Origin of the sequence: Arthrobacter sp. AB6 (assembly GCF_031844545.1) — a bacterium.
Taxonomy (GTDB): Bacteria; Actinomycetota; Actinomycetes; order Actinomycetales; family Micrococcaceae; genus Arthrobacter.
The window spans coordinates 109,123-122,103 of record NZ_JAUZVL010000001.1; the positions used below are offsets into that span (position 1 = coordinate 109,123).

The window sequence follows — 12,981 nt, forward strand, 5'->3', positions numbered from 1 at the left end:
TGGCCCAACCCCCAATAGGATTCCTAGGCCATATCCCCGCCGGTCAATGGGTTCCCGCAGGGACGCGAAAACGCTGTTTTCTGCACAGTGGATCCCATAGCGCCGGCGTACCTGCGCACGGGGGCGAGGCGCCGACTGGCGACGGTCGGAGGGTGACTGGCCCCGGCCCTGCGGACGGCGGGCCTGGCGGCCACAGACAGGGACCTCCGGGAAACACTGAGAGGCCGCTGCATGACCTCTCAGAGAATACCAAGATCAGCACCCCGGCGTTAATGTCACCGCTCCGTCCCAGGCGGATGCCGCGGAACTAGGTGCCGGCGTGGGCGAGGATTTCCGCGGCAGTTGCACCGGGCGCCCCGTGCTGGACGATATGTGGCTTGCCCGGTATTTCCACGAACCGGCCGTCCGGCGCGGTGGCGGCCAATTTTTCGCACCAGGGCCCCGGTGCCACCGGATCGCGCGAGCCGCGGAGGACCAGGACCGGCTGGGACGCGACCGCCACGTTGGCCTCCAGCGCGTAGGACATCATGACCGGAAGTTCGGTGAGGTACCAGCGCAGGCCGGAGCGGACGTAATCCCCGAGGACGATCGCATTTCCCGCCGGGCTTTCCCTCAGCGCGTCCAGGCCCAGGGCCAGGGATTGCTGGCGGACGGTCCGGCGTGCCGGGTCCACCACTGGCCCCAGGAGCACAAGGTGGGAGACGCTGGCGGGGTGCCGGACTGCGAGCTCGGCGGCGAACTGGGCACCCATGGAGTGTCCCACCACCACGGCCGGACCGGCGCCCATCTTTTCCAGCGTTGCGGCGGTGTGATCAGCGTAGTCGGGGATGCTGAGCTGCCGGTCCGGCGTGGGCGTTGACCCGAAACCGGGCAGGTCGATGGCGTGCGTGTCGCCGTGCCGGGCAAGGATGGCCTGCAGCCTGCGGAAGTACCGGTGCGACATGCCGATGCCGTGCAGCAGCACGAAGACCGGTCCGGATGAGCCCGGAGGACCTGCCAGGGTGTGGACGTGTGAGGTCAGGGATCGGGTGGTGACGATCCTCGGAACCAGCGGCCGGCGCATCCAGGGCAGGGACCCGCGGAATGACGGTGGTTCGACGCCGGGCGGCTGGCTGGGTTGGGTGTGCACGGGTTTCCTTTCAACGCGCTCGTTCTGCTGGTTCATTACCCTAAAGTGGCCAGGGCAGCCGGGACGCTTTCAATGGTGATCCGCGTGTTGGCATCAACGGATTTCACTTCTCCGTCCACCTGGTACGGAATGGGTTTGAGCGTGGTGAACCAGTAACTGCTGGCGCTGGGCTGGTGGCCGAGGCCTTTGGTGGCTGCCCGGAGCGCTGTCAGGAGCACCTGCAGTTTGGAGCGGTGGGGGAACATGACTACTTCGAATTTGCCGTCCGAGGGCAGGTTGTCGGCTTCGCTGAGGGTGGCGTATTTGGCCATCCGCGGGATGTTGGCGAACACAAGGCTGTCGAACTTGCGGCGCCCTCCTCCGCTTTGGCGGATTTCGAACGGCTTGAACTTCGAAAAAGTCCTCATCACGGAGAACAGTTCCTTCAAGGCGCCCTTGCTGCCCTTTTCCAGGTCGATCGCCATGACCGGCGTCAGGCCGAAGCCGATGTAGGAATGTGCATACTCGGCAGCAGCGTCCGGCCCGTCGCCCGTCCTGATGCGCAGGAGGTCGATATGGCGGACGGCACCGCCGGTGATGGCAGCCCCCAGCGGCCGGGTGCCGGTGGTGCGGCGGTGATCGTTGGCGTTCCCCGCCGCCATGACCGCGCATACCGCGCGGGGGTTGCCGGCCTGCATCACACCGTTGACAACTTCGTTGTAGCCGCCGTCTCCGCTGACGGAGACGATCAGCACGTCCCGGCCGCCCGAAGCAGCATCGCGGGCCAGCTCAACGGCATGCCCGGCGTGGTCCGTGGGTTGCAGGGTGACATCCGAGGCATAGGGAAGAAGCTCTCCGAGCTCCTCCCGCAGTTGCTCGGCAAGCCGTGGGGCGTCGCCGCTGCTGTTGGGATTAAAGATGATGACGATTGACTCAAAGGCCTGTTCAGTTTTCATAATGGCTTTCGTGGTGTTTACGCATCCTCAGGCCGGCGGTCCCTGCGCTCTAGCGGCCGCATTCTTGGCTCGGGCTCAGGCGCGGGGGCAGCGGCCTCAAACTCAATGCCTTGCGCGGGACATCGGGGGGATCTGAGGGATTTCCAGGCGTCCGCGGCTGGAATCCCGCAGGCTGGACAAATGGAACGTGGACTGATGCAGGGCGCGGCACCGTTGTGGTGCCGCGCCCTGCATCAGGTCAGCTCCCGGCCTTGCGGGCCGGATAAGCGGTGTTAGGCGTGCGTGCCGTGGGCACGGTTACCGGCCTTCGCCAAGCCGCGGGCGATCATCAGGCCAACTGTGAGGAAGGTGATGTACTGCATGGCCTGGCTGGCGTTGAAGACGTCGACGCCGTTCTCGCTGGCGTCATCCCCGACAACCGCGGCCGTGATGATGGTGGCCAGGACCGCTGCAACGTAGACGGCGAACTCGAGGGTGCGCGTCGAGATCTTGATGTCATTGGCGTTGCGGACAGCGCTGGAATGGTCATTGTGGGTGTTTACAGACATGTAATGCTCCTGAGGGTTTGGTGAGCGGCCCAGATTGGCCGTGCAAACTCTGATCCCTCTACTCGAAACCATGTCAACAACTTCTCTACACCGTAGACTTTACTTGTAGACCGCTTAATAAGCAAACTTATGTTCATGCCCGCGTTGCCGTTATCCGGAGCTGCAGCCGCTTCGAACGGGCGCTGGTACGTGTTAGGTAGAACTGCCGCGAGATTGGGTAGGCGCCGGCGAAGATTGGGTAGATACAGCCCCGCGATCCAGCGCGGACGGCGGCGTTACGGTTGACGCAAATTCCTAAGTTCCGCAGCTGTATCCGGGCTCCTGTTCACGACTCTCGTTGTCGTGGCACCGGCGGCTTCGGCCGCTCCCATCGCCTGTCCCGGCGGGCAGACCGTCACCAAGGTCGATGGGGCTGGCAGTGCATCAATAACGGCGGGAACGGCAGCAATAAGGAGAACCCGAAGAACCCCAACGCGGGTAAGGACAAGTTCTAGGGTTGCGCTCAATCGGGCCGCCTCCAGCGTGGCGGCGGCCCCCTTCATGCACCCGGTCTGCCGGTCATGCCCGGTTCGCAGGTGCGGTTGCCCGAGGCATGGGATGTTCGGTGGCGAAAGCGCCAGCGGGAACGAGTAACGACCTACTTGAGGGTGAGGACGAGTTTGGGTGCGGCCGTGCTGCCGGCCTCCCTGGAGTTCAGGTCCAGGCCGTCGCTGCTGCTGGTGTCCATACCCAGGGAAAGCAGCTGGCCGAGCTCACCGTTCACTGCAGCGGGGTTCAGCGAAACGCTGTAGTTGGTGTTGGTCGTTGTCGGCCCGACGAGCGTGCCGATGGTGGTGCCGAGCGGCGGTTTGTTGTTGTACGTGATCCCGGTCTCACTCCAGTCGTCAATGCCGACCAGCTTGACGTTCTGCGTACCTTTTGACCCGCTCCGGGCACTGCGCAGCTGCAGTGTCGCACTCTCCAGCGTCCTGCCCGCATACGCCGACAGGTCAAACTTCAGGTACGTGACCTCCACCGGGCTGTTGTCCACACCCAATATCGTGCTCGTGCCAAAGTTTGTCGTCGCTGTTCGGCTGGACACGTAGCTGTCAGCGATGGCCGTCAGCGTGACCGTCTCCGACGCGCCCCCGCCGGAGACGACACTCCAGGAATGCGTCGCTGCTGTCGCGTCGGTGTTGCCGGCTGCATCGGTGGCCCAGACATCGAAAGTATGGGATCCGATCGACAACCCGGCATAGGTCTGCGGCGAGGTGCACGCCACGCGCGGTCCACCATCCAGGCTGCACTGGAACGTCGAATTCGCCTCACTCGAAGTAAAAGTAAAGGAGGCACTGGTCGACGTCGAAGACGCAGGCGGCCCCGACGTAATCGTCGTCTCCGGAGCCGTCGTATCACCACCACCCCCACCGCCGCCGCCGAGGGTGAGGACGAGTTTGGGTGCGGCCGTGCTGCCGGCGTCCCTGGAGTTCAGGTCCAGGCCGTCATTGCTGCTGGTGTCCATACCCAGGGAAAGCTGTTGGCCCAGCTCACCGTTCACTGCGGCGGCGTTCAGCGAAACGCTGTAGTTGGTGTTGGTCGTTGTCGGCCCGACGAGCGTGCCGATGGTGGTGCCGAGCGGCGGTTTGTTGCTGTACGTGATCCCGGTCTCACTCCAGCTGTCATTGCCGACCAGCTTGACGTTCTGCGAACCCGTTGACCCGTTCCCGGCACTGCGCAGCTGCAGCGTCGCACTCTCCAGCGTCCTGCCCGCATACGCCGACAGGTCAAACTTCAGGTACGTGACCTCCGCCGGGCTGTTGTCCACACCCAATATCGTGCTCGTGCCAAAGTTCGTATCCAGCAACCCCGTCCCGTTGGTGACGTAACTGTCAGCGGCCGCCGTCAGCGTGACCGTCTCCGACGCGCCCCCGCCGGAGACGACACTCCAGGAATGCGTCGCTGCTGTCGCGTCGGTGTTGCCGGCTGCATCGGTGGCCCAGACATCGAAAGTATGGGATCCGATCGACAACCCGGCATAGGTCTGCGGCGAGGTGCACGCCACGCGCGGTCCACCATCCAGGCTGCACTGGAACGTCGAATTCGCCTCACTCGAAGTAAAAGTAAAGGAGGCACTGGTCGACGTCGAAGACGCAGGCGGCCCCGACGTAATCGTCGTCTCCGGAGCCGTCGTATCACCACCACCCCCACCGCCGCCGCCGAGGGTGAGGACGAGTTTGGGTGCGGCCGTGCTGCCGGCGTCCCTGGAGTTCAGGTCCAGGCCGTCATTGCTGCTGGTGTCCATACCCAGGGAAAGCTGTTGGCCCAGCTCACCGTTCACTGCGGCGGCGTTCAGCGAAACGCTGTAGTTGGTGTTGGTCGTTGTCGGCCCGACGAGCGTGCCGATGGTGGTGCCGAGCGGCGGTTTGTTGCTGTACGTGATCCCGGTCTCACTCCAGCTGTCATTGCCGACCAGCTTGACGTTCTGCGAACCCGTTGACCCGTTCCCGGCACTGCGCAGCTGCAGCGTCGCACTCTCCAGCGTCCTGCCCGCATACGCCGACAGGTCAAACTTCAGGTACGTGACCTCCGCCGGGCTGTTGTCCACACCCAATATCGTGCTCGTGCCAAAGTTCGTATCCAGCAACCCCGTCCCGTTGGTGACGTAGCTGTCAGCGATGGCCGTCAGCGTGACCGTCTCCGACGCGCCCCCGCCGGAGACGACGCTCCAGGAATGCGTCGCTGCTGTCGCGTCGGTGTTGCCGGCTGCATCGGTGGCCCAGACATCGAAAGTATGGGATCCGATCGACAACCCGGCATAGGTCTGCGGCGAGGTGCACGCCACGCGCGGTCCACCATCCAGGCTGCACTGGAACGTCGAATTCGCCTCACTCGAAGTGAAGGCAAAGGAGGCACTGGTCGACGTCGAAGACGCAGGCGGCCCCGACGTAATCGTCGTCTCCGGAGCCGTGGTGTCGCCGGGCGGGGCGGTACCCGGCTCCCTCGATCCGCTGTCTGTCTGCATCCCGCCATGGACAGGGCGGAACTCCCACGAGTAGGAGCCATCAGCTTTAAGGCTCATCCTCAGATGGCCCCACGTGTCGCTGAATTTCTTCTGCACATAGGCCGGGTCGCTGAGGAAGGGCCGCAAATCGATACCGCCGGTGGACACCTGGAACTGCTGCATCCCGTCCGTGACGCACTGGTCCGCGTTGTCCACCGGGCAGGTCCGCTCATAGTTGTGCTGTGAACCTGACAGGAGCAGCTTGACCCGGTTCGCCCAGAACATGTCGATCCAGGGCTTGGCCTGAGTGAAGCGGGTATGGATCGAGGTGTCCGATGTGAAGTACGGGTCGTGGTATACAACAGCCAGATGCTTCCCGGCCGCTTTCGCCGCCTTCATATCGGCGTCCATCTCCGCGGTCATGGCCTGTGCCCTCGTGGGGTTGTACAGCCACGTGGCCGTAGGAGCTGCCACAATGTGCCAGTTGCCCTTGTCAAACGAGTACCATTCAAGGGCGTCCTGGAACCGGCCAAGAGTGGTGTTCGTTGCGCTTTTCGTCGTGGACACACATTCACCATTCATGAACCTGTCCACGTCATCATTCACACCGGGATCCACGTCATGCCCCGGCCCGGCCGTCCAGAACGTCTTCGCTTTCACCCCACCCCATAGGGTGTCCCAAGCAACGAGGGCCGAACAGGTGCCCTGGTTGTACTGGAAGTCACCGATACCGATGAAGTTGTCCAGTGACCCGTCGTTCAGGCTCGCGGTGATGCTGGCAGCGTTCTGGCCCGATGCGGACGAGGTGGACGTGTTCCCTTCCGGGTTCATGTCACCTACAGCGGCGAACTCCCACGAGTCACCGGAGGGTGGAGGCGGGGAAACGACCGTGCCGGCCGCGGCGTATACCCGGACCCAGTCCACCCGCATTTCCCCAGCGCCGTCAGGGGTGGAGTCGGGGAACCAGTCCAGCTGGAGGGTCTGATGCATGGAACCCGGAGGCTGGTGCGACGCGGTGTTGTCCTGGAACCACTGGACTCCATCCACGTACCCAGTGATACCGGCGGGTGACCAGTCAACGGCGTAGTTGTGGAACTGGCTCACGTCGAGTGCCTTCGATGCGAACGTCTGCAAGTTGGAGCAGGAGTAGTGATGGAAGAACTGGATGACGTTCCAGTCACCCGTGGTTTCGGCGTAGTCAATTTCGCCGTCGCAGGGCCAGTTCTCCGAATCGGGCCACAGGATGGAGACCATGTGGTACTCGTTGTCGCCCGAGCCCGCGGCACGGACCTCCCAGCGGCCGTACTTCTGGTTGGCGAACTTGGCGCCCATGCCCGCGGTTGTGCCGTTGGGCGTCCCGTTCATGACCATCTTGGTGCCGTCCACGGTGACCTGGGCGGGTGAACGAAGGCCGTTGCCTGCATGCCCGGCGCTGTTGTAGACGTTCCATTTCAGCGGGTCGGGTGCACCCACATAGTTGAACTCGTCCCCGGTAACGACGGACCCCCAGTTATGGGCTTCTGCCGCGGTAGTCCCGTCAGTTGAGAGTGCGGCAACCGCCCTAGGGTCACCACTGGCCCCGGAACCCAACAAAACAAAGGCGCCAACCGTTACCGCCGCGAGAAGTGACGCCACAAACGTTCGGGATTCAGTGATCACCGGGCACTCCCTGAGCGGCCCCTGACTCGACTCGAGTGGTCCCTGGTTCCCGAGGCGATGGCGGCTTCATTCTTCTCCCTAGTGTTTCGTCAGGCGTCGCGGCAAGCGTCTGACTTTAGGTGGATCGTGCGCCGTGCCCTTCGAACACGGCGCGAAGCCTTCTATCGGGCCGTAAACGGAAACGTTGGTTCGCCGGAATTCCAGAGCTCGGAGGAACCGACGAGGAAGTTTGCGGGGTCAGCAGGCTGCGCCTCGGTCGCCTTCGGGCCGTTCATTCCGCCCGGGGCATGTGCGTTAATCCGGGGCGCGTGGAAGTGAGACTGCCGGCCCATGCGCAGCATGATGATGGCGGGGTTCATTGGGGCGTCTTCCGGATTCCACGCCCGCACCCGGACCCTCGGGGTATGACAATTCGGGAGACTGCGCACAGACATGGCGTCCTACGTTCTGCCAGTCGCGGGCGTCCCCAGCACCGAACCGTGAGATGTACCGATTGTTATCAAGCCAATGAGACTTGGCCAGTGTATGTCCGGGACAAGAAACCATCCAGCGTGCCGAGAGGCTTCCAGGTACTTGTTTTTTCCGCTGGCACTACCCGTCTCTTAGCCCGGACTACTCGCTACCCGGCTGTCTCCCATCCTTGACCCTCCCTTCCGCAGCCAAGGCGAGCGCGCGAGCGGTCAAGGTTCGGGCAGGCCGCAACTGACAGTTTCACCCGCCCAAGCGGCTTCAAAAGCGGGTATCAAGCGGCGTGCATTCTCAGGGACCGCAACAGGTAGCTGGTTTCGACCAGCGCCTCGTACTCATCGTCAGACATCAGCGCTGCCGGATGAATTGGCCGGGCTCCTGTTCACGACTCTCGTCGTCGTCGCATCGGCGGCTTCGGCCGCTCCCATCGCCTGTCCAGGTGGGCAGACCGTCACCAAGGTCGATGGGGGCTGGCAGTGCATCAATAACGGCGGGAACGGCAGCAATAAGGAGAACCCGAAGAACCCCAACGCGGGTAAGGACAAGTTCTAGGGTTGCGCTCAATCGGGCCGCCTCCAGCGTGGAGGCGGCCCCCTTCATGCACCCGGGCGGCAGCCGGCCGGAAGGGCCGTCCCGTCACCGCGTCACCTCTTCCAGCAGCTCCAGCACGTGCCGGTAATCGGCACCTGTGGCCCGGGTCATGCCCAGTTCGCAGGTCCGGTTGCACGACGCATGGGCCGCGGCGCCCAGCTGCGCAACTTCCTCCCCCTGCTTCCGGGTGGCGGACGCCGTAAGTTCGGGGTGGAGCATGCCCCGGTCCCCCGCGAACGCACAGCAGCCCCAGTTCACCGGAACATCCACCTTGTCCGCCACTGCAGCCGCCACCGCATCCAGGGAGCCGTTGATCCCCATGCGCGTGGAGGAGCAGGTGGGGTGCAGGGCCAGCGACTCGAGCTTTGCGTGCTCCGGCAGCTTGGGCAGGATGTGCTCGGCGGCGAAGTCCACGGCGTCCACGATCCGCAGCGGCCGCTGGCCCGCCAGCGGGACGTCCGATTCCACGGCCTGGCGCAAGCCCTCGGTGCAGGAGGACGCATCGCAGATGATGGCAAGTTCGCCGTCCCGGGTGGCCTCCCGCAGCGCTGCCACCGTCTTCTCCTGCATGGTCGCCTGGCCGGCCACCATGCCCTTGGAGGACCAGGGGGTGCCGCAGCAGAGCCCGTCGATGCCCGCCGGCACCATCAGCGTAATGCCCGCACGTCCGCACAGCTGCTCGAAGCTGTACTGGACGCCGCGGCCTGGAGACGCACCGGCAGGACCGGCCTGGCCGGCACCAGCCTGTCCCGCCGGCCCGAACATCGTCCCCACGCACGCGGGGAAGTAGACGGCGTCCGGCGGCCCATCCGGCGTCGGACGTTTCCGCACGGAACCTCCGCCCGGCAGCTCCGGCGAGTACAGCGGCACCGTGTCCGTCCCCAGGACCGCCCGGGCAGCCTTGTTGGGTGCGCCCACGGCCGCGGCCGGGAGCTTGTCCACCACGGTGAGGGCAAGCGACGCTCCGCGGGTGACGCCTTCCCAGTGCTTCGCGGCGGCGTTCCAGGCGCCGTTGGCCACGGGCCCGGCATCGGAACGCCGGATCCGCTTGACCAGCTGGCCGGTGTTGATGTCCACGGGACAGGCCGTCTGGCACATGCCGTCCACGGCGCAGGTCTGCACGGACTCGTAGTCGTAGTCCTTTTCCAGCTGCTTCACCAGCGCCGTGTCTCCGGCCAGGCGCGCGGATTCGATGGCGCGCAGGGTGACGATCCGCTGCCGCGGCGTCAGCGTCAGGTCCTTGCTGGGGCACACCGGCTCGCAGTAGCCGCAGGAGACGCAGCGGTCCACCTCCTCGGCCACCGGCGGCGCCGTCTTGATGTGGCGCAGGTGCGCCTGCGGATCGTCGTCCATGAGGACGCCGGGGTTCAGCATCCCGGCGGGATCGAACAGCTGCTTGATCCTGCGCATCACGCCGTACAGCTCGTCCCCGTACTGCCGCCGCACGTAGGGCGCCATCACCCGGCCGGTGCCGTGCTCGGCCTTGAGCGAGCCGCCCTCGGCCAGGACCAGGTCCACCATGTCCTCCGTGAACGAGCTGTACCTGTCCAGTTCCTCGGCCGTGGTGAACCCGTCCGTGAGCATGAAGTGGACGTTGCCGTCCTTGGCGTGGCCGAAGATCACGCTGTTGCTGTAGCTGTACTTGTCGAACAGCCCGATCAGTTCCCGGCACGTCCGGCCCAGCGCCGGCACGGGCACCACAATGTCCTCCAGCAGGGCCGTGGTTCCCTGCGGGCGGGCGCCGGCCACCGAGGCGTACAAGCCCTTGCGGAGGTGCCATAGCCCGGCCCGCGCCGAGGCATCCCCGGTGAACCGGGCCTCGGCCGAGAGGTTCAGCCCCGGCAGGATGCCCTCGCCGCCCTGCCGCAGGGCGTCCAGCTGGTCCGGCCCTTCGGCCGAATATTCAACCAGCAGCGCGGCGTGGTCCCGCACCACAAGATCGCGCACGACGGCGGGAGTCCCCTTCAGCGCCTGGCCCACCTTCAGGGACAGGGCGTCCATGAGTTCCACCGTGGCCGCGCCGGTCCCCACCAGCTCCGGCAGCGCAGCGTTCGCTGCCTGCAGGTCCGGGAAGACCAGCAGCCCCGTGGCGGCATGCTGCAGCCGCGGGATGGTGCGGAACACCGCCTCCGCCACGAAGCCCAGCGTGCCTTCGCTGCCCACGATCAGGTGGGCCATGATGTCCACCGGGGTGCTGTGGTCCAGCAGCGAGTTCAGGCCGTAGCCCATGGTGTTCTTCATGGAAAACTGCTGCCGGATCCGGCGGACGGACTCGCTGTTGCCGCGCACCCGGGCGGCAAGCTGCGCCAGGCCTTCGTACAGTTCCGGTTCCAGCGTCCGCAGCTTGCGGTCCGCATCCGGCGCCCCTGTGTCGATGACCGTGCCCGAGGGCAGCACCACCGTGAGGGATTCCAGCGTCCGGTAGGCGTTGTCCACCGTGCCGCAGTTCATTCCGGACGAGTTGTTGGCCACCACGCCGCCGATGGTGCAGGCCGCCTCGCTGGCCGGATCCGGGCCGAACTTGCGGCCGTACGGTGCCAGCCTCGCATTCAGTGCCCGCACGGTGACACCGGGCTGCACCCGGACCCGGGCGCCGCCGTCGAGCACTTCAACGTCCCTGAAGTTGCGCCGCACGTCCACCAGCACGCCGTCGGTGACCGCCTGGCCACTGAGGCTGGTGCCGCCCGAGCGGAAGGTCAGCGGGACGCCCTGTTCGGCGCTCGCCCGCAGGAGCCCGCCCACGTCCGCCGCGTTTCCCGCCGTCACCACGGCCTGCGGGATGAGCAGGAAGTGCGAGGCGTCGTGGGCATTGGCGTGGAGGTCGATGGCCCGGGTTTTGACCTGGGCGGGATCGCTGACGGCCGCGCGGAGGCCGGCGAGGTCCAGGGACGGCATCAGGGAACCATCCAGCCCAGGACGGGGGTGGACTGCAGGTAGATCAGCACTGTGATGAGGGCCAGGAGGCCCAGGCTCCAGCCGATGAGCTTGCGGAAGAGGGTGCCCTCGGCGCCGTCCAGGCCCACCGCTGCCGAGGCGACCGCCAGGTTCTGCAGCGACAGCATCTTGCCCATCACGCCGGCTGAGGAGTTGGAGGCGGCCATCAGCACCGGCGACAGTCCGGTCTGCTGGGCGGCGGTGGCCTGCATCTGCCCGAACAGCGAGTTGGAGGAGGTGTCCGAGCCGGTCAGGGCAACACCGATCCAGCCGATCAGCGGCGAAAGGAGGGCGAAGAAGCCGCCGGCCGAGGCCAGGGCGAACCCCAGCGTGGTGGTCTGGCCGGACAGGTTCATCACGAAGGACAGTCCCAGGACGGCGGTCACTGTGACGATGGTCCAGCGGAGCTGCACCAGTGTGTCCCGGTAGATGCGCAGGCCCTGCGATGCGGTGATCTTGTAGAGCGCCATGGTGAAGATGCCGGAGAGCAGGAGCAGGGTGCCGGTGGCCTTGAAGTGGTCCAGCTTGAACTTTGTTGCCGCCACGGGCTTGCCGGCGGAATCGGTGATGTCCAGGCCCGGCCAGGCGAATGTCACGCTGCCAACCTGGCCCAGCCACGCCTTCACGAACGGGATCTGGGCCACCGAGAACACCGCGATGATGATCAGGTAGGGGGCGATCGCCATCCAGATCTGCCGCGGCCCGGGCCGGGAGTTGTCAGTGGGAATGCTGGCGCCGGCTGCGGCGGCGGTTCCAGCGGCTGGCGCAGCGGAATCTGTTCCGTTTGCCGGCCCGGCGGAGCGGGCACCCGCGCGGGCGCCGGCTCCTGCATGCGCGGTTTCCGGCGCAACCTCCACGGCGCCTTCGATGCCAACGTTTTCCGCCGGCTGCCAGACCTTGAGCATCAGCAGGACCGCGGCCACGGTGACGACGGCGGCCACCACGTCCGTCAGTTCGACGGCGAGGTAGTTGGAGGTGACGAACTGGGCGGCCCCGAAGGCGGTGCCGGCCACCAGGGCCACGGGCCAGGTCTGCTTGAGGCCGCGCTTGCCGTCCACGATGAAGACGAGCAGCAGGGGCACGATCAGGGCGATGAAGGGCGTCTGGCGGCCGGCCATCGAGGACAGGTCATGGAGCGGCAGGCCGGTGACCCCGTTGAGGGCGATGATCGGCGCGGCCATGGCGCCGAACGCCACCGGCGCGGTGTTGGCCAGCAGCGAGACCACGGCCGACTTCAGCGGCTTCATGCCGGCCGCCATCAGCATTGCCGCCGAGATGGCCACCGGCGCGCCGAAACCGGCCAGCGACTCCAGCAGCGCGCCGAAGCAGAAGGCGATCAGGATCGAGAGGATCCGCAGGTCGTTTGAAATGGACCGGATGGTGCGGCCGAGCACTTCAAACCACGGCGTGGCCAAGGTAAGCCGGTAGATCCACAGCGCGTTGACCAGGATCCACAGGATGGGGAACAGTCCGTAGAACATCCCGGCGGCAGTGGCGGCCAGGGCCTGGCCGGCGGGCATCCGCCAGCCGATGACGGCCAAGACGAGGGAAAGCGCAAGGCTGGCCAGGGCCGCTATGGGGGCCTTGACCTTGAAGACGCCCAGAAGGACGAAAAGCAGGATGAGCGGAAGGGCCGCACAGAGGGCTGAGATCAGTAGGGACCCGGCGATGGGGTCGAGGATCTGCTGAAACATGTGTCTCCAGATTGTGTTAGGCGTCACAACTCCGTGGCGCCCT

The 12,981-nt window shown here is 65.7% G+C and carries 7 protein-coding genes; all 7 read right to left on the reverse strand.

Going from position 1 to position 12,981, the window contains the following annotated elements:
• Nucleotides 1–307: 307 nt before the first annotated feature.
• Nucleotides 308–1,165: an alpha/beta fold hydrolase gene (locus tag Q9R30_RS00505; RefSeq protein WP_104998877.1), complete on the reverse strand. Its 858-nt coding sequence runs from the start codon at nucleotides 1,163–1,165 to the stop codon at nucleotides 308–310.
• Entirely contained in the window at nucleotides 1,165–2,064 is a 900-nt protein-coding gene (locus Q9R30_RS00510) for a diacylglycerol kinase family protein (protein WP_311216448.1), read from the reverse strand. Before Q9R30_RS00510 ends, Q9R30_RS00505 begins: the two co-directional genes overlap by 1 nt.
• A 272-nt stretch (nucleotides 2,065–2,336) precedes the next feature.
• Complete coding sequence (locus tag Q9R30_RS00515) at nucleotides 2,337–2,612, reverse strand: hypothetical protein (protein WP_311216449.1); 276 nt, start codon at nucleotides 2,610–2,612, stop codon at nucleotides 2,337–2,339.
• Between the two features lie 637 nt (nucleotides 2,613–3,249).
• On the reverse strand, nucleotides 3,250–7,251 hold the full coding sequence (locus Q9R30_RS00520) for a DNRLRE domain-containing protein (protein WP_311216450.1): 4,002 nt from the start codon (nucleotides 7,249–7,251) through the stop codon (nucleotides 3,250–3,252).
• A 161-nt stretch (nucleotides 7,252–7,412) separates the two neighbouring features.
• Nucleotides 7,413–7,610 (reverse strand): hypothetical protein, encoded by a 198-nt coding sequence (locus Q9R30_RS00525; RefSeq protein WP_104998880.1) that lies wholly within the window; start codon nucleotides 7,608–7,610, stop codon nucleotides 7,413–7,415.
• Nucleotides 7,611–8,355: 745 nt separating this feature from the next.
• Nucleotides 8,356–11,205 carry an FAD-binding and (Fe-S)-binding domain-containing protein gene (locus Q9R30_RS00530; protein ID WP_311216451.1) on the reverse strand — a complete coding sequence of 950 codons (2,850 nt, stop codon included), beginning with the start codon at nucleotides 11,203–11,205 and terminating at the stop codon, nucleotides 8,356–8,358.
• Nucleotides 11,205–12,938 carry an L-lactate permease gene (locus Q9R30_RS00535; protein ID WP_311216452.1) on the reverse strand — a complete coding sequence of 578 codons (1,734 nt, stop codon included), beginning with the start codon at nucleotides 12,936–12,938 and terminating at the stop codon, nucleotides 11,205–11,207. Before Q9R30_RS00535 ends, Q9R30_RS00530 begins: the two co-directional genes overlap by 1 nt.
• Between the last annotated feature and the right edge of the window lie 43 nt (nucleotides 12,939–12,981).